Genomic DNA, 17,610 nt, shown 5'->3' with positions numbered 1-17,610 from the left:
CATGCAGAGCATGAAAGGAAAGGTGATGACAGTAGCCACCAATGACAATACCCATGTTGATAGCGATCTGCTGACGGAGATTGCCATTGCTTATTATCAGGATGGGGCCACGCAGGAAGAAATCTCGAAAAAGTTTGGGATGTCGCGGGCCAAAGTTGGCCGCTTACTACGCAGGGCACGTGATGAAGGGGTGGTTGAGATCACCGTCAAGTATCACCCGGTGTTCAGTGAAAAACTCGAGCAGCAACTGATAGAGCGGTTCAATTTAAAACGCGCACTGATTGCATTGGATCAACCGGATGATGAAACTCAGCGCCAGCAAGTCGCAAGCTTGGTCTCTAGCTATCTGGCATCAACCTTAACCGATGATATGGTTGTCACTGTCGGGCAGGGGCGAAATATCGCCACGATAGCCAATCATGTCGGGGTAGTACCGCATCGTAAGTGCCGCTTTGTATGTGGTATTGGTGGTACCCATCGCTCGGGGAATGCAATTAATGCTGACCATATCTGTCGTCAACTTGCCAAGAAATATGACGGGATCAGTGAAACCCTGTATGCACCGGCTTATGTCGAAGACATCAAGGTTAAAGAAGCCTTCATGAAAAACGGTACGGTCAAGGAAACCTTGGACCGTGCCCGTCGTGCTGATGTTGCTCTGGTCGGTGTCGGGGATATGAACGAGAACAGCCATATGGTCAAGCTAGGCTGGTTTACTCCGCAAGAGATTGTCGAAGCCCGTATTCGTCGAGGCGTTGTAGGTGATATCGCGGGTTATGACTTTTTTGATAGTCAGGGCCAGAAAGCCGATACCATGATGAGTGATCGGGTGATTGGCCTGAGTATGGAAGAGCTACGCCATATTCCGACCGTGGTTGTGACAGCAGCTGAGAACAGCAAGGCGCTGGCTCTGCTTGGTGCCCTGCGTTCAGGAATTGTGGATGTGCTGGCAACCAGTGTGAGCAACGCCCTGACGATACTGAATCTGGATCAGCAGATGAAGTAGCCGTTTGGCTGTGGTGGATAGGTGATAAAGGCTGCAAGTTTGTAGCCTTTTCTATTTGTGCGCGTAGAAAATTGGTTGCTATGCTTTTTAAATGGTTTGGGGCTAGCTATTTTTCTCGAACGTTGATTGATAAGGGGCGTAGCATTGAGATTTTTATTGTTGATACTGCTATGGCTGGTGCCTATCGAATTTGTTGGAGCCAGTCCTTGGGAGAAGATAAGCTCGCCAAGTACGGGGAAGTCTGAATCCATCGGTACCTATAATAACGGTTGCCTGGCTGGCGGTGAGGATTTGCCGTTGCAAGGTGATGGCTACCAGGTCATGCGCTCGCACCGTGAGCGCTATTATGGCCATCAGAGTATGATTCAATTTCTTCATGATCTCTCTAACGGGGTTCGGCAGCTAAACCTCGGTCAGCTTCTGGTTGGCGATATTGCTATGCCTCGTGGTGGCCGGTTTTCTTCCGGTCATGCCAGCCATCAGACAGGCCTCGATGCCGATATCTGGCTTAAATTGACCGACGGACCCTTGTCCCAGGAGCAGCTGATTGATGTGCAGCCATTGCCAATGGTTCATATCAAGGATTATAAAATCAATCAGGAAAACTGGGGCGAAGAACAATCCCTGTTGGTACAGCTGGCTGCAGTCGATGAGCGGGTTGCCCGTATCTTTGTCCACCCGGTGATTAAGGAGCAGCTCTGCGCGCGCGAGTGGACTGATAGAGCATGGCTTCGCAAAGTGCGCCCTTGGTGGGGGCATTACTACCATTTCCATGTCAGACTGCATTGCCCGCAAGGTGATGATAATTGCAAACCCCAGCAGGCACCACCGATTGGCGATGGCTGCGGAGCAGAACTCGTTTCGTGGAAACCTAAACCAGAGTCGGAAAAGGCCAAAAAGAAAGTGGTAAAAACAAAGAAAAAACCGCCCAAACCGCCAGAGCAATGTTTAGCCCTTTTGAGAAAATAGTTCCGGTAGGTTCTGGGACAGTTCCGGTAGGTTCTGGGGCAGTTCCAGAATGGTTCCAGTATAAACAAGCAAAAAAAAGCGCCCTACGGCGCTTTTTGTATTGGTCACTCGGACAATTAAGCGAGACCTTGTAGGGTGACGAACTTTTCAAGTAGTTCGTCGTCAGTCTCAACATGGTCCGGGTCAGTAATAATGCAGTTGGTAATAGGACAAACTGACTGACAAGTTGGCTTGTCGTAATGTCCTTTACATTCGGTGCATCGATCCGGATCGATCTCGTAGATCTCTGCGCCCATGGTGATCGCTTCGTTAGGGCACTCAGGATCACACATGTCACAGTTGATGCACTTACTGGTAATAAGTAGTGCCATAGCGATTACTTACCGTCTTTTGGTGCGTGTGGGTTACGGGTATTTTCACCAGTATTAAGGTTACGCATCAGCAGGCCATAATCCAGACCCATATCTTGCGGAACAGGGATAAAGACGAAGTGGCCGTTGCCTTTCGCATCATCAATCGACTCTGATTTACGGTTTTCCATCATCTCAAGGTTAAAGATCACGTTACCTTTCGGTGTCATAACTTCAAGGCTGTCACCGACGATGAATTTGTTTTTCACTTCGATTTCAGCCAGGTCGCCACGGCGTTTACCTGTGAATTCACCAACGAACTGCTGGGAGTCAGAGATAGAGTAGCCATAGTCATAGTTCTGGTAAGCATCATGGGTATGACGGCGAAGGAAGCCTTCGGTGTAGCCACGGTGTGCCAGGCTTTCCAGCGTACCCATCAGGCTTTCGTCAAATTCTTTACCGGCTACTGCATCATCAATCGCTTTACGGTAAACCTGCGCAGTACGTGCACAGTAGTAGAATGATTTGGTACGGCCTTCGATCTTCAGCGAGTGAACGCCCATCTTGGTTAGACGGTCAACGTGCTGAATAGCACGAAGGTCTTTGGAGTTCATGATGTAGGTGCCGTGCTCGTCTTCAAATGCCGCCATTTTTTCTTCAGGGCGATGAGCTTCGCTCAATAGCACAACTTCGTCAGTTGGCTTGCCAAGACCAAGCGTATTGTCAGGACGTTCTTCCGCTTCTTGCATTTGTACCGTTGAAGCTTCCTGTACCTCAACAATCTGACCTGCGTCGTTTTCAGTCGCTTTTTCAGTTTTGTATTCCCAACGGCAGGCGTTAGTACATGTACCCTGGTTCGGATCACGCTTGTTGATGTAGCCAGACAGCAGGCAGCGGCCTGAGTAAGCCATGCATAGTGCGCCGTGAACGAAGATTTCCAGTTCGGTCTCTGGGCAGTGTTCGCGGATCTCTTCGATTTCTTCTAGCGACAGTTCACGCGACAGGATCACACGCTCAACGCCCTGGGTTGACCAGAACTTCACGGTTGCCCAGTTAACAGCATTGGCCTGAACTGAAAGGTGAATTGGCATTTCCGGGAAGTTTTCGCGTACCATCATGATAAGGCCAGGATCAGACATGATCAGGGCATCAGGGCCCATCTCGACGATTGGCTTCAGATCGCGGATGAAGGTTTTAAGCTTCGAGTTATGTGGTTGAATGTTACAGACCACGTAAAGCTTCTTGCCTTGGGCATGGGCTTCATCGATACCGATTTTTAGGTTTTCGTGGTTGAACTCGTTGTTACGTACACGAAGGCTGTAACGTGGCTGACCAGCATAGACAGCATCAGCGCCGTATGCGAATGCATAACGCATGTTTTTCAGGCTGCCGGCAGGCGATAACAATTCAGGTTTAAACATAGCTCTTATATTCCAGTGTCTGATTCCAAATCAGGCCGTATCTGCAGGGGATACGGATGTGAGGCGGGATTTTACTGTGATCAGTACCGCAAAGGCAATGATAAAGAAGCGGGAAGCGTGAATCGGGAGGCGAGAAGGTAGCTAGCTGGTAGTTGGGATGCACAAAGAAAGGGCAAGTCAGTGACGGAGAGTTATTTCGCTACTCGGAACTCGCCCCTATTAATCTAGCTTCAGATTTTTATTCTTTTGCTTCTAGGCCGCCCAGCACATCAAATACATTTGGCAGGAAGGCTGAGAATTCACCACACATCAATGATAAATCGGCATCGATACGAGCTGCGATCTCTTCGCGGTCGATATCTTCATTTTGATCTTTTATTTCATCAGAGAACTTCAAGCGTTTGATGCCAAGATCCGCTTCAAGGACGAAGTCGATACGGTCTTGCCAGTTCATTGCCAGTTTAGTCACCAGTTTATCGGCTTCGATGTGCGCAAGAATTTCATCACAGCTCAGGTCTTGCTGTTTGCAGCGGATCACGCCACCATCTTCTAAGATGGCTTTAAACTCTGCCTCTTCACCCACGGTAAAGCCGTTTGGTGAGGTATTTGAACGCACCCATTCCGTCATGGTTAGTTCAGCCGGTTTTTCTGGTGTTACAGGAACAACAGGTAGAGAGCCAATTGATTTGCGCAATAGTGCCAATAAGTCTTCCGCTTTTTTGTAGCTACCGGCATCGACGATGATGAAACCTTCTTTCGGCATGATCAACGCGTAGGTTTGCGAGTGACGGCTGAATGCGCGAGGTAGCAAATCCATCACGATTTCATCTTTGATGGTGTCTTTTTCGCTTTTTTTCAGCTTACGACCCTGCTCTTGTTCCTGCATTTCTACTTTGGCATTAAGGGATTCCTTAATTACCGATGCTGGCAGCATTTTTTCTTCTTTACGTACACAGACAAGGATATTGTCGCCCACTACATGTGTGAACATATCGCCATGTTTACCGAGTGCGTGTACCCAACCAAACTTTTGGATATCTTGGCTACCACAAGGGGTAAAGCGGAACTCTTCCAGTTGCTTTTCAATCTGATCAGGGTTGAGGTCGATCTCTCGGGTAAAGCGGTAGGTCAGTATGTTTTTAAACCACATCATGGTAGTTACAAATCCTAGGTTGTGCATTTGGCTGTCAATCTTATTGCATTGCTCTGGCTTTGTCGCAATTTTTCTGTGGCCGAACAGCTTGGGAAAACCATTTTGTAGGGTACAATCGTTCCAGTTTTCCTGACTGGCATATACACCAATAATGAAGATCCTCCATACCTCCGACTGGCATTTGGGCCACCAGCTGCATGGCTATAACCGTGATTATGAACATCAGGCTTTTCTGGACTGGCTGGCTGATACGCTAGAGCAACAGCAGATCGATGCGCTGCTGGTTGCGGGCGATATTTTTGATACCGCCAACCCGCCTGCGAGTGCCTGGCGAATGTTATATCGCTTTATGGCTCGCCTGGCTAAAACGATGCCTCAGTTGGATGTGGTAATGATTGGTGGTAACCATGATTCGCCAAGCAAACTCGATGCCCCGCACGAGCTATTAAAAGCGTTTGATTTACATATGGTTGGTGGTATTCACCGTGATCAGGATGGCCAGCTTGACCATCAGCGGATGTTGGTGCCGCTGACGAATAAATCTGGTGAACAGAGTGCTTGGGTACTGGCTGTGCCTTTCCTGCGCAGTGCTGATTTGCGTACGGAAGATCTTAGTGAAAGTGATGACCGCCTGATCAAGGGGGTTGAAACCTTGTATGCCGAAATGACCCAGGTTGCCCGTGAACAAAGAAACCCTGAACAGGCACTGATCGGGATGGGCCATGCCTTTATGGCTTCAGGAAAGCTGTCTGAAATGTCGGAACGCCGTGTACTGGGGGGGAACCAGCATGCGTTACCGGCATCGATTTTTGCCGATGATATTAGCTATGTTGCCCTGGGTCACCTGCATTTGGCGCAACGGGTCGCCAAGCAGGAGCATATTCGCTACAGCGGATCACCCTTACCCTTGTCGATGTCAGAGCGGGGCTACAAGCACCAGGTGGTTGTCGTTGAACTTGATGGCGAGCAAGTAGTTGATATTGAGCCGATTTCGATCCCTCGGGTAGTGGACATGTTGAAAATACCTGCCTCGCCGGCGACATTGGATCAGGTGCTGGATGAACTGGCTGCACTGGATGCCGAGGAAGTCCCCCGTGAGCAGCAACCGCTGCTTGAAGTACATGTTCTGCTTGATAAGCCGCAGGCACTATTGCGCGAAAAAGTGCTGCAGGCACTGGAAGGCAAAGCCGTAAGGCTGGCCAAAATCACCCCGCATTACCAGCAACAGGAGCAACAGGATAATTGGGGCCATCGTCGGTTGTCAGATGTGTCGCCCCAGCAGGTGTTTGCGTTGAGCTGGGCCAAAAAGTATGACGGCGAGCCGAATGAGGAAATGGCGGCGGCATTTGAGAGTTTGTTGTTCCAGCTTGAAGACAGTGAAGTGGCTAAATCATAGGGCCTGTTGACCTTTCATCGCCTTTCCTGCTGGAGGCGATATTTTCCGATGACAAGGCGGAGGAATTCAATCATAGCTATCTATATTGATATTTCGACAACGCAGTGATCGGGAAAAATAGCCCCAGCCCTCTGGGTAGAGGCTAAAAAGGTTTCATACGGCGTTACTCAGAACATATTTAGCGGGCTAAACCTCATTCTTCGTGCCTTGTTTGAAGACCTTTTTAGTCTCTACAGGTGTGGCGAGGAAAGATAAACAGGCCCTAGTAGTGAGAAAAAGCAATAATGAAAATCCAAGCGCTACGTGGCGAGAACCTTGCCAGCTTACAGCACAAATTTGAGATTGATTTTGCCCATGGCCGACTCGGCGAGGCCGGGTTATTTGCCATTACAGGCAAAACCGGGGCGGGTAAGTCGACCCTGCTCGATGCTATCTGCCTGGCATTGTTCGATCGGATCCCCCGTCTGCAGTCGAACAAGAAAAATGATGCGGAGATTGGCCGCGATGATGATGCTAGCCGGATCAAGGCCAATGATGTCCGCAGTATTTTGTCCCGCGGTAAGGCTGAGGGCTTTGCCGAGGTGGATTTTATCGCCAATGACGGTAGTCATTGGCGTGCACACTGGCATGTTCGCAGGGCCCGAGGCCGTGCAGAAGGACGGATCCAGGCCTCGGAGCAATGGCTGGAAAGCCTGGAAACCGGCCAGCGCTTTGCTGGGAAAAAGCAAGAGCTACAGGTCGAAATGGAGCGCTTGATCGGACTGTCGTTTGAGCAGTTTCGCCGCGCGGTTATGTTGCCGCAGGGAGAGTTTGCGGCTTTCTTAAAAGCCGGGGCAGATGAACGTGCCGCCCTGCTTGAGCGAATGACGGGTGGTGAAGTTTATGGCCGTCTTTCTGTTGCCGCCTATGAGCGTGCAAGAGAAGAAAAACAAAAGCTGACTCAATTACAAGACAAGCTGGGTGAGATTGCCGTGCTGTCTGATGAAGATAAGCAGCAGCTGATTGAGCAAATTGAGCAGCTTAAAAAGCAGGTGCAGCGGCTAGAAGCGCAGCTGAATGAATTTAAGCAGCATCAGCAAACACTAAAAACAGAAAAAGCCATCGCGGAGCGTGTGGCTGAAGCGCAGGTAAAATGCTCGGAAGCCAAGCAGCAAATGGTTGCTGCGCAACCTCGCTATGAACAGTTGGCCCTGATTGAAAAAGCGCAGCCGGCAAACAGTGATTTCTCATTGCTGCAACAGGCACAATCACAGCTGGCAAAATTGGTACAAGCGCTGACCCAGGCAGAAGCTGCACTGGTAACAGAGAAACAGCAGTTAGCCGAAGCAGATTTACGAGCAGCAACGGCCCAAGAAGCATTGAGCCAACTCCAGCGGCAATGGGATCAGCTAGAGCCCAAACTTAAAGATGCCGCGAAGTGGGATCAGCAAGCTGATGGTTTACGCGGGCAGTTAAGTGAGCGGGAAAAAGAGCTGCAGCAACAAAATGACTTTGCAGCGACGCAGCAGCAACAACTTCAGCAGGTTCAACAGCAACAATTGATGCAGCAGCAGCGCCAGCAGCGGTTGTCGATCATCCTTGAGCAAAACCAAGATGTTAAAGCTGTCGCTGAGCAGTATGCCTCCGTTAAAGATAACCTTGAGCAATATCTTTCAGCGCATCGTTCGCGATCGAAACTAAGCAAAGAAAAACAGCAGATAGAGATTGAACAGCAAAACCACGGGCGGCAACAAGCCACGATTGAAGAGCAGTTACAAGCACAACTGAAAAAGAAAGCGGACTGTGAAGAACAAAATAAACAGCTCGATCTTGTGGCATTAGAGCAGTTGCAAACTCAAGAGCGCAATCAATATGCGGAAAAGCAGCAACACCGAGATGTGCTTCGACAAGTTATGTCTGGTGCCAAAGAGTGGGTATCGTTGCTGTGGCAGGCTGAAAAGTATCGGCTTGAACAGTCTGAACTAGAGAGCACTATTGCGCTATCAGAGCAACGTCTGGCAACGCTTACCCCTGAGCTAGGGACGTTGGCGGTTCAACATAACGAAGTTGAGCGTATGCTGCAGCAAAGCCGCGCGGTGATGAATCTGGAGGATTACCGAAATGAGCTACAACCTGATGATGCTTGTCCTCTGTGTGGCTCTCTCGATCATCCTTATGCCAGTGAAATCCCTGTTGTTGATGGGCTATTGCAGGCTCAAAAGCAGCGGTTAGAAGAGCTAGCCAAGCAGCTTCAAGAAGGGGAGGCTGAGCGTCGTCATCTGCAGCAGCTTATTCCTAACGATCAGCAACGAATTGCTGGCTTTAATAACCAGCGGCAGCAGCTTAACACTGCTATTGAACATCTATATACCCAATATGAAGCGGTATTGGGTTCATTAAATCTGTCTGAACCCCTGACTTTGCAGACTGATGTCCAAACCCTGGAGCAGCAGTTAGTGCAATGGCAGCAAGAGGTAGAGCAAACAGAGCGTGAATTAAAAGCACTGCAACAAAACGGTGAGCAGCGCCAGCAACAGATCCAGCGAGGTCGCCAGCTACAAACACAGTTGCAGCAAATTCAGCAGGAAGAGGCCGGGCTTAAAGAGCAGCAGCATGCTTTGGCTCAGGCATCGACCCAATGGCAAGAGAGGCTGCAATCACTGGAAGCGCAAAGTACGATCCAGCAAGATATTCTATCGGCACGTGCCTGCGCCCTGAATGAGCAATATGGCAGTGATACCTGGCTTGAACAACTGAAACAGTTGGGCTCAGAACAGTTTTTCCAGCTGCTTGATGTCGATGTCCGTCAGTACACGGCCAATCAGCAGGATTTGCAGGAAACCGACAAGCTGTTAGCGGAGCTCGCACCTAAAATTGCCGAGGTGGAAACATCACTGCAAAACATCCAGAAACAAATCTCTGAGGGTAGCGAGAAAACTGAGTTGCTGAAGGAAGAGATCCAAAAAATCTGGCAGCAGCGGGTAGCTCTCGTTGGTGAGCAAAACCTGCAGCAGTTAGAACGCCAACATAAGCAGGTACTGAATACCCAGCAAGATACGTTAACTGAAATACAGGCCGTTCAACGTAAATGTGGTGAGGCACAAGCCGCGGCAGAGGCTGAACTTAACAGTGCGAAAAAGCAACAAGTGGATGCCCTGGGCGAACAGCAAACATTGGCTCAGCGTTGGTTGGATTGGCAAAACAAACTGGGGCTGAGTGAGCAGCAGCTGACTGATTGCCTGAGCAAAGGTGACGCTTGGCTAGTCCGTGAGCGTGAAACGTTAAAAGCTATCGAGCAGGGGGTATCGTCAGCACAAACTGTGCTGGTGGAGCGTGAGCAGGCGGTGATTGAGCATCAAGAACTGGCGGCATTTTCACGCAGTTGGTTCAAGGATCATGGGATAGCGGATGATATTGCACAGCAAGCGAAGGTGGCCACGGATTGGAACCAGCAAAAAGATGCACTTGATGAGCAGTTTTATCAACAACGCCAACGTTTAGATCAGGCCCTCAACGCCGAGCTGCAGTCGGGTGAATTAACCCAGCAACTGGCTGCCCAGCAGGCGCAGACTGAACTTTGGCTGCAAATGAGCGAGCTCATCGGCTCGGCGACCGGTAACAAGTTCCGTACATTGGCACAAGGCCTGACGCTGCAGCAACTAGTGATCTTGGCCAATGAGCACCTGCAGGATCTCGCCCCCCGTTATGCGCTTCAACCCGTGCCGGGGAGCCCATTGGCCCTGCAGGTTATCGACCACGATATGGGCGATGAAGTACGTAGTGTGGAATCATTGTCTGGTGGTGAGAGCTTCCTGGTCTCGCTCGCACTTGCCCTGGCACTGGCGTCATTGGCTGCTGATACCCGTCAGCTGGGCTCACTGTTTATTGATGAAGGTTTTGGCACCTTGGACCCCGATAGCCTGGAGATGGCCTTAGCTTGTCTTGATGCCCTGCAGGCTGATGGGCGTCAAATCGGGGTGATCTCGCATGTCGGCACCATGGTCGAGCGGATCGGTGTACAGGTGGCAGTTGAAGCGCAAGGTGGAGGCAGAAGCCAGATCTCTATTAGAGGTTAAACCCCTTAGCGCTAACTGGCTGATACAATTAGAGTCATGGCGGCGCAATAAGGGATTGGTTGCATTTTAAAGTGATAGTCAAATGGTTACGCTTTTATCGCGTCGGGTCACAAAAGTGTCATAATTAGAACACATAATGGCGCTCGACAGACAACAACTACTAGGTATAAATCACTATGGTAAGACGGATTCTTGTTGTAGAAGACGAAGCACCAATTCGCGAGATGTTGTGTTTTGTTCTCGAACAAAAGGGCTATGAGCCCATTGAGGCCGAAGATTACGATACTGCGCTGGAGAAGATCTGCGAACCTTATCCGGAGCTAATACTATTAGACTGGATGTTACCAGGCGGATCTGGGATTAACCTGATCAAGCACCTCAAGCGTGATGAGCTGACCCGCCAGATCCCGGTCGTCATGCTCACTGCCCGTGGTGAAGAAGAAGACAAAGTCCGCGGCCTTGAAGTCGGTGCTGATGATTACATTACCAAGCCTTTTTCTCCTAAAGAGCTGATGGCTCGTTTGAAGGCGGTGATGCGCCGCGTATCACCAACGTCGTTAGATGATGTCATTGATGCGCATGGCCTGAAGCTGGATCCGGTATCTCACCGTGTTACCTCCAACGAAGAGCCGCTGGACATGGGGCCGACTGAGTTCAAGATGCTGCACTTCTTTATGACGCACCAAGAGCGTGTCTATAGCCGCGAACAGCTGTTGAACAATGTCTGGGGGACCAATGTGTACGTTGAAGACCGTACTGTCGATGTTCATATTCGTCGTCTGCGAAAAGCATTGGAAACGGGTGGCCATGACAAGATGGTACAAACTGTACGTGGGGCGGGATACCGTTTCTCAACCCGGCTGTAACCGGTTTTTAATCGATAACACTGAGCTTGAAATAAGAACGGGAGCGAGCGAAGCTTCCGTTGAAATGGAGTTGTAGATGGTTGAACGGCTGTCGTGGAAAAAGCTGGTTTGGGAACTGGCCTTTTTCTACTTGCCCTGGATAGGATTGGGTCTGGTCTTTGGTTATATGCCCTGGTTTTTACTGGTCGCGACCTGGATCCAGTTGATCTGGCATTTTCACAATCAGCTGAAAATGTCCGACTGGCTGTGGAAAGAGCGTAGCTTGACGCCGCCATCCGGCTCAGGCAGCTGGGAGCCACTGTTCAATGGCATTTACCGTTTGCAGCAGCGTAACCGGCGTCGCCGCAAAGAGCTGGCGACACTGATCCGCCGTTTCCGCAATGGTGCGGAATCCCTTCCTGATGCAGTTGTTGTCTTTCGCAGCGAAGGGAATATTGTCTGGTGCAACAAACTGGCTCAGCATTTGTTGGGTTTCCGCTGGCCGGATGATGCCGGGCAGCCGATCAGCAACCTGCTGCGCAGCCCGGATTTTGTCCGCTATTTAGCCAAGCAATCTTTCGAGACTCCGCTGGAAATTACCTCTCCGCTCAATTATGACCGAACGCTAGAGCTGCGGATCATGCATTACACCGAAGGCGAGTACCTGATGGTGGTGCGAGATGTTTCGCAGGTCAAACAGCTAGAAGGCATGCGCCGCAATTTCTTCGCCAATGTCTCCCATGAGCTACGTACGCCAATGACGGTACTGCAAGGCTACCTGGAAATGTCGAAAGATCCTGAGATGCTGGCAGGCCCGATGTGGGACAAGGCCCATGGTGTGATGACAGAGCAGTTGCTGCGCATGAACTCATTAGTTGAGCAGCTGTTGACGCTGTCCAAGATTGAGGCAGCCCCGAATATTGAGCTAGAAGAGACGATTGATGTACCGTCAATGCTTGATATCCTTGAAAAAGAAGCGATTTCCCTCAGTGGTGGGAATGAGCACTTGTTTACCTTTGAGGTCGACAATTCATTGAAGATACTGGGTGATGAAGATCAGCTGCGTAGTGCGATTTCGAACCTGGTCTACAATGCAGTGAAGCATACCCCGAAGAATGCCGAAGTGTCGGTACGTTGGTATTTGTCGGCCGCAGGCCCAAGGCTGGAAGTGACCGATAGTGGTGACGGCATTGAGCCGCAGCATATTCACCGCCTGACGGAGCGTTTCTACCGGGTTGATAAAGCGCGCTCACGAGAAACCGGCGGTAGCGGCTTAGGCTTAGCTATCGTGAAACATGCCCTGAGCCACCATGACTCACAGCTGGAAATAGAAAGCGTAGTCGGTGAAGGCAGTACCTTCTCCTTTACCTTGCCCCAACGGCTGGTGGCTGAAGCTGCCTAAGTCGGTGAGCAACTGGCATTGAAGATAGCGGCCCTCGGGCCGCTTTTGCCGTTTACTATCTTAAGAGGGATCACCGTAACTTATGACAAGTATGTTCTGTAAACTGGGATGCTTACTGGCACTTATCACTAGCTGGGGAGCCGTTGCTGCCGATACTGAACTTGCCCAATACCACAAGATCAGTGGTATTTCAGGTAACCTGTCATCGGTCGGATCGGATACGTTCGCGAACCTGATGACCTATTGGTCAGAAGAGTTCAATCGCCTCTATCCCAATGTGAATGTGCAGGTACAGGCGGCTGGCTCTTCGACGGCTCCAACGGCATTGACCGAAGCCACTGCCCAGCTGGGGCCGATGAGCCGGATGATGAAAGCCAAAGAAGTTGAGGCTTTCGAGCATGAGTATGGTTACAAGCCGACAGCGATCAGGGTCGCGATTGATGCGCTGGCCGTTTTTGTCCATGAAGATAACCCGCTGCAGGGGATCAGCTTTGCCCAGCTGGATGCCATCTACTCCCGTACTTTGCGTTGCGGAGGCACCGAGTCTATTACCCGCTGGGGGCAGCTTGGCCTGACGGGTACTTGGGCTAGCCGAGATATCCAGCTGTTTGGGCGAAACTCGGTATCGGGAACTTATGGCTATTTTAAACAGCGTGCCCTATGCCAGGGAGACTTTAGGAATAATGTCAACGAGCAGCCGGGATCGGCGTCTGTTGTGCAATCAGTGTCGAGCTCGCTGAACTCGATTGGTTATTCGGGGATCGGCTATAAAACTACGGGGATCCGAGCCATACCGGTGGCAAGGGAAGGCGATGATTATGTCGAGGCCTCAATTGAAAACTCGCTAAATGGAAGCTACCCGCTCGCCCGCTACCTGTATATTTATGTTAATAAGCACCCGAACCAACCTATGGCTCCGCTGGAAGCTGAGTTCATCAAGTTTATTTTGTCGCGGTTTGGCCAGGATATGGTTGAAAAAGATGGTTATGTGCCGCTTTCTGCCTCGATGGTCGCAGTGGATTTGGCGAAGCTTGGGTTGAGTGAGTAATACTTGTATACCCAAACTACCTCAAGATGCTCGTTTCAGCGAGAATGGCTGGACTGGTAGGCAAGGCGCTGATTTGAAAACATAGTGGCTCTACGTTAAAAAGCAGCAACAAAGCATACCAGCCCAGCCAACTCGCCCTTTGGGAGTGATTCAGCAAGCCCATTTCTATGTCAAATAACGTCGAAAGGGGCCACCATTCCTGCCGCCATTTTCCTTGAACTGGACATGCTGATATCACTCTGAATCCTGCATCTTGAAGTAGCTTGGGTATATACAATAATACGACAAAGCCGGGCGATGACCCGGCTTTGTGCTTTTTTGGTGCTAGCTTCGGTGTAGGGTTAAGAGGTGATGGCCAGCTGCCAGCCGGCTTTGGCCCAGTACTCTTGTTCTTGTTGTAAATCGGCGGCGAGTAACTTATTGCTCTCTTCCCAGCCCTCGGGCAAGCTGAGCTGCCAGCTTTCTTTATCGGCTTCAACCGTAATCGCCGGCAGGGGATCTTCACTGCGCTGGCCATTAAGCGCAACGGCTATACGCAGGGTTCGGATCAGCGGATACAGGTGCTTACGTTTGTAGATACTGAGTTCTGGCATCTCATCTAGCTTCAGTGCTTTGCGCTGGAAGCGGACTAAGGTGGCGAGCACGGTTTGCTGTTCCAGGTTGAACCCCGGCATTGTGCTAAAGCGTAATAGGTAGGCAGAATGACGGTGGAATCCCGGGTAGCTGATACTCAGCCCGGCTTCATGAAGCAACGCCCCCCAGCTGAGCAGGGTCGATAGCTCTGATTTTGTCAGCCCTGGCTGAGGTTCGATTTGGCTATATAGGTATTCAGCGGTGTCTTTGACCCGGTTCGCCTGGGCCATATCGACATTGTATTGCATCGCCATTGCACTGGCTGTCCGGGTACGGATATCACTGTGGCGGAACCTGTCTTCCATTTCGTACAGTAATCCTTCACGCAGTGCACCATCCGAGAAGGTCATCTCCTCAATTTTTAATGAACTGAAGACGGCATTGAGTATTGCTACTCCCGCGGCAAAGACAGGTTTACGGTCATCACTCAAGCCGGGTAAATCCAGCTCTTCAGCGCTCTTGTAGCTGAGGATTTTATCCGTCAGCAGGTTCAGGCGCTTACCCGTGATTCTGCCGTCACTATAGCCCTGGCCAACCAGTACCTCCCGGATAGCCTTGATGGTACCGGATGAGCCAACCGCATATTGCCAGCCTTGCTTGCGGTATTGGTTGGCTATGCTTTCCAGCTTCTGCTGCGCGGCTAATTTGGCCGCGGCCATATTCTTTGCGCTGATTTTTCCCTTGGCAAAGTAGTGTTGGTTGTAGCTGACACACCCCATGTGTTTGCTGTATAGCAAGTGGGTGTCAAAGTCTTCGCCAATAACCAGTTCGGTACTACCACCACCGATGTCGATGACCAGCTTGCGGCCATTTTCCGGCTGGGTATGGGCGACGCCGAGGTAGATCAGGCGGGCTTCTTCGGTGCCCGGAATGATCTCAATAGGATAGGGAAGAATACCTTCGGCGCGCTTGAGGAAAACATGGGCATTCAAGGCCTGGCGCAGGGTGTAGGTGGCGGCTATACGGACATTTTCTGGGTCAAAACCCTGCAGGCGTTCTGCAAACATCGCCAAACAATTCAAGCCGCGCTGAATGGCGGCTTGATCGAGGTTGTGGTGTTCATCCAGCCCGGAAGCCAGATGAACGCGTTGCTTGTGGCGGCTGATAATTTGTAGGCTTTGTCCGACAACTCGGGCAACGACCATATGGAAACTGTTCGAGCCTATATCTATCGCTGCAATCTCTCGTGGGCGTGCATTCTCAATCATGGTGAACCATCGCTTTTTCGGCTTTTTTTCTAAGCTGCTTTTCAGAGTGCTTCAGATAATCATAGATCGCAATTTGTGAACGGATCTTACGTCGGTTACCCCGGGGCACGTATTGGTTGCTCATCTCTCTATCGATGACCCGTGCTTTGACCGTATCGGTCAGTTGAATATTAAGGATATCGATAATTTTCTTTTTCAGTGCCGGATCCCTGATAGGGCAGCCAACTTCGATTCGGTTGTCGATATTACGGGTCATCCAGTCGGCAGACGAGATCATCACCTCAGGATCCCCGTTGTTCTCGAACACCACGACCCGCGGGTGTTCCAGGAAGCGGTCGACGATACTGATTGCCGTAATATTCTCACTGATCCCCTTGATGCCAGGGATCAGCGCACACATCCCGCGAACAATCAGCTTGATGGCCACCCCGGCACTACTGGCCTGATAAAGCATGTTAATCAAACCTTTATCGACCAGATTATTCACCTTAAGTGTAATACCCGATGGCAGGCCTTGCTTGGCATGGGCAATTTCGCGGTCTATCAGATCATACAGGCGTGACCGGGAGTTGCGTGGCGAGACAATTAAGTGCTTGAATTTTACCGGACGATACGGGTTTTCGATGTAACCGAACACCTGGCGAACTTCATTGGTGATTTCATCATCACAGGTCATGAGCGAGAAGTCGGTATAGATTCGCGCGGTATTTTCATGGAAGTTACCCGTACCAAGGTGGGCGTAGCGAACCAGTTTGTCGCCTTCTCGGCGGGTGATAAGGCATAGCTTGGAGTGGATTTTTAACCCCGGGACACCAAAGACAACGTGCACACCGGCTTCGGTCAGGCGACGGGCCCAGACGATATTCGCCTCTTCATCAAACCGCGCCTGTAGCTCAACAACAACAGTGACCCGCTTACCATTGTTAGCAGCATCGATCATCGACTCTATGATGCGGGAGTTCTTCGCGACCCGGTAGATATTGATTTTGATACCGCGGACTTTAGGATCATAGGCGGCCTGGCGAACCAGCTCGGTCATATGATTGAAGGTATGGTACGGGTAGTACAGCAGTATGTCCTGCGCCTTAATGGCGTCGAAAGCATTGCGGGCAGAAGTAAAATGGTAGCTATCAATCGGTGGTAACGATTTGTTTTCCAGATAGCTGCGGCCAACATTCGGAAAGCCGATAAAATCCTTAAAATTATGGTAACGGCCACCTGGTATAATACTGTCATAGCTGGAGACTTTCAGCAGCCCGCAAAGCACGTCAATCATGTCACCCGGCATGTCCCGCTGATAAACAAAGCGGACAGGCATTGCCGTAAGGCGTTGGTTCAAACCTTCAGACATTTGCTCTAGCAAGCTGTGTTCTACCTCCAGGCTGAGATCATACTCGGCATCCCGGGTCATCTTCATGGAATAGGCAGCCAGGCTATCGTATTCGAAAAAGCCGCTGAAGATATCATCGAGGCAAAAACGGATAATATTATCCAGCAAAATTAGTGTCTTGCGCCTTTTTCCCTTAGCTTCTGGCAGCTGAACAAAACGTGGTAGCTGATCGGTCGGGATCTCGATCAATGCGAACCCCTTTTTCTCTCCACGCTGGATCTCGACCGTCAGGTAGGAGTATTCATCTTTTAGAAACTCCAGCAGGTCGATATCTTCAGTGAGTAGGATAGGGGTAACGTGAGGAAGAATAGCATTGCGGAAGTACTTGCGCAGCCAGCTCTTCTGATGGTCATCAAGTTGCTGCTCATTGACCAGGAAGATATGCCGCCGCGCCATTTCCAGCAAAATCTCATTGTAGAGGCTATCGAAGTCCTGGTTGAGTTTCAGGACTCGGCTCTGGATTTTACTGAGCAGTTGCTTGGCGCTGTCATCACCGCCTTGCTCCTGGCTGATCAGTATTTGGCGTTTCACATCGGCAAAGCGAACTTGGTAAAATTCATCGGTATTGCTGGAAAAAATTCCCAGGAAGCGGACGCGCTCAATCAGCGGCACCGATTTGTCTGCCGCTTCTTGAAGAACACGTTCATTAAATGATAGCCAGCTTAATTCTTTTTCAATATAGAGAGATTCCGTGCTCATTGTATTCCTGCTAATAAGCTCTTGGCTAAAATTGT

At 50.4% G+C, this 17,610-nt stretch carries 12 protein-coding genes; 7 read left to right on the top strand and 5 right to left on the bottom strand.

Features of this window, described 5'->3' with window-relative positions; all coding sequences use genetic code 11:
• Nucleotides 1–25: 25 nt before the first annotated feature.
• Nucleotides 26–1,006, top strand: a complete 981-nt coding sequence (locus AC51G0_RS15375; RefSeq protein ID WP_496301974.1) for a sugar-binding transcriptional regulator — start codon at nt 26–28, stop codon at nt 1,004–1,006.
• Nucleotides 1,007–1,150: 144 nt separating this feature from the next.
• Nucleotides 1,151–1,975 carry a penicillin-insensitive murein endopeptidase gene (gene mepA / locus AC51G0_RS15370; protein WP_496299576.1) on the top strand — a complete coding sequence of 275 codons (825 nt, stop codon included), beginning with the start codon at nt 1,151–1,153 and terminating at the stop codon, nt 1,973–1,975.
• Nucleotides 1,976–2,091: 116 nt separating this feature from the next.
• Here the strand turns inward: mepA and AC51G0_RS15365 are convergent, their stop codons facing one another.
• From AC51G0_RS15365 to rdgC, 3 genes are all read right to left on the bottom strand, one after another.
• Nucleotides 2,092–2,346, bottom strand: a complete 255-nt coding sequence (locus AC51G0_RS15365) for a YfhL family 4Fe-4S dicluster ferredoxin (protein ID WP_496299575.1) — start codon at nt 2,344–2,346, stop codon at nt 2,092–2,094.
• 5 nt (nt 2,347–2,351) lie between these two features.
• Nucleotides 2,352–3,746 carry a prephenate-dependent tRNA uridine(34) hydroxylase TrhP gene (trhP, locus tag AC51G0_RS15360; protein WP_496299574.1) on the bottom strand — a complete coding sequence of 465 codons (1,395 nt, stop codon included), beginning with the start codon at nt 3,744–3,746 and terminating at the stop codon, nt 2,352–2,354.
• Between the two features lie 238 nt (nt 3,747–3,984).
• On the bottom strand, nt 3,985–4,896 hold the full coding sequence (gene rdgC, locus AC51G0_RS15355; protein WP_496301973.1) for a recombination-associated protein RdgC: 912 nt from the start codon (nt 4,894–4,896) through the stop codon (nt 3,985–3,987).
• A gap of 154 nt (nt 4,897–5,050) precedes the next feature.
• On the opposite strand from rdgC, the gene AC51G0_RS15350 reads away from it, so the two are divergent.
• The 5 genes from AC51G0_RS15350 (at nt 5,051) to AC51G0_RS15330 (ending at nt 13,645) form a co-directional block, all read left to right on the top strand.
• Nucleotides 5,051–6,295 carry an exonuclease SbcCD subunit D gene (locus AC51G0_RS15350; RefSeq protein WP_496299573.1) on the top strand — a complete coding sequence of 415 codons (1,245 nt, stop codon included), beginning with the start codon at nt 5,051–5,053 and terminating at the stop codon, nt 6,293–6,295.
• Nucleotides 6,296–6,579: 284 nt separating this feature from the next.
• Nucleotides 6,580–10,350 (top strand): AAA family ATPase, encoded by a 3,771-nt coding sequence (locus AC51G0_RS15345; protein ID WP_496299571.1) that lies wholly within the window; start codon nt 6,580–6,582, stop codon nt 10,348–10,350.
• A gap of 176 nt (nt 10,351–10,526) precedes the next feature.
• Nucleotides 10,527–11,216, top strand: coding sequence for a phosphate regulon transcriptional regulator PhoB (phoB, locus tag AC51G0_RS15340; RefSeq protein ID WP_496299569.1), 690 nt, complete (start codon nt 10,527–10,529; stop codon nt 11,214–11,216).
• A gap of 76 nt (nt 11,217–11,292) precedes the next feature.
• Entirely contained in the window at nt 11,293–12,597 is a 1,305-nt protein-coding gene (gene phoR / locus AC51G0_RS15335) for a phosphate regulon sensor histidine kinase PhoR (RefSeq protein WP_496299568.1), read from the top strand.
• Between the two features lie 82 nt (nt 12,598–12,679).
• Nucleotides 12,680–13,645 (top strand): PstS family phosphate ABC transporter substrate-binding protein, encoded by a 966-nt coding sequence (locus AC51G0_RS15330; protein ID WP_496299567.1) that lies wholly within the window; start codon nt 12,680–12,682, stop codon nt 13,643–13,645.
• Between the two features lie 341 nt (nt 13,646–13,986).
• Here AC51G0_RS15330 and ppx read toward each other — a convergent pair whose 3' ends face one another.
• Nucleotides 13,987–15,486: an exopolyphosphatase gene (gene ppx / locus AC51G0_RS15325; RefSeq protein ID WP_496299566.1), complete on the bottom strand. Its 1,500-nt coding sequence runs from the start codon at nt 15,484–15,486 to the stop codon at nt 13,987–13,989.
• Nucleotides 15,479–17,575: a polyphosphate kinase 1 gene (gene ppk1 / locus AC51G0_RS15320; RefSeq protein ID WP_496299565.1), complete on the bottom strand. Its 2,097-nt coding sequence runs from the start codon at nt 17,573–17,575 to the stop codon at nt 15,479–15,481. The genes ppx and ppk1 overlap by 8 nt, the downstream gene beginning before the upstream one ends.
• Nucleotides 17,576–17,610 lie beyond the last annotated feature (35 nt).

It is taken from the genome of Photobacterium sp. HL06, assembly GCF_059552575.1.
The sequence above is the reverse complement of the archived record's forward strand: the minus strand, read 5'-3'. Positions and strand labels throughout refer to the sequence as shown.

What these genes read in the sequence shown, in the direction of transcription:
- AC51G0_RS15365 (WP_496299575.1), bottom strand. Translation starts at nt 2,346, where the DNA reads ATGGCACTACTTATTACCAGTAAGTGCATCAACTGTGACATGTGTGAT.
- ppx (WP_496299566.1), bottom strand. Translation starts at nt 15,486, where the DNA reads ATGATTGAGAATGCACGCCCACGAGAGATTGCAGCGATAGATATAGGC.
- phoB (WP_496299569.1), top strand. Translation starts at nt 10,527, where the DNA reads ATGGTAAGACGGATTCTTGTTGTAGAAGACGAAGCACCAATTCGCGAG.
- AC51G0_RS15375 (WP_496301974.1), top strand. Translation starts at nt 26, where the DNA reads ATGACAGTAGCCACCAATGACAATACCCATGTTGATAGCGATCTGCTG.
- AC51G0_RS15345 (WP_496299571.1), top strand. Translation starts at nt 6,580, where the DNA reads ATGAAAATCCAAGCGCTACGTGGCGAGAACCTTGCCAGCTTACAGCAC.
- AC51G0_RS15330 (WP_496299567.1), top strand. Translation starts at nt 12,680, where the DNA reads ATGACAAGTATGTTCTGTAAACTGGGATGCTTACTGGCACTTATCACT.
- rdgC (WP_496301973.1), bottom strand. Translation starts at nt 4,896, where the DNA reads ATGTGGTTTAAAAACATACTGACCTACCGCTTTACCCGAGAGATCGAC.
- trhP (WP_496299574.1), bottom strand. Translation starts at nt 3,746, where the DNA reads ATGTTTAAACCTGAATTGTTATCGCCTGCCGGCAGCCTGAAAAACATG.
- phoR (WP_496299568.1), top strand. Translation starts at nt 11,293, where the DNA reads ATGGTTGAACGGCTGTCGTGGAAAAAGCTGGTTTGGGAACTGGCCTTT.
- AC51G0_RS15350 (WP_496299573.1), top strand. Translation starts at nt 5,051, where the DNA reads ATGAAGATCCTCCATACCTCCGACTGGCATTTGGGCCACCAGCTGCAT.
- ppk1 (WP_496299565.1), bottom strand. Translation starts at nt 17,575, where the DNA reads ATGAGCACGGAATCTCTCTATATTGAAAAAGAATTAAGCTGGCTATCA.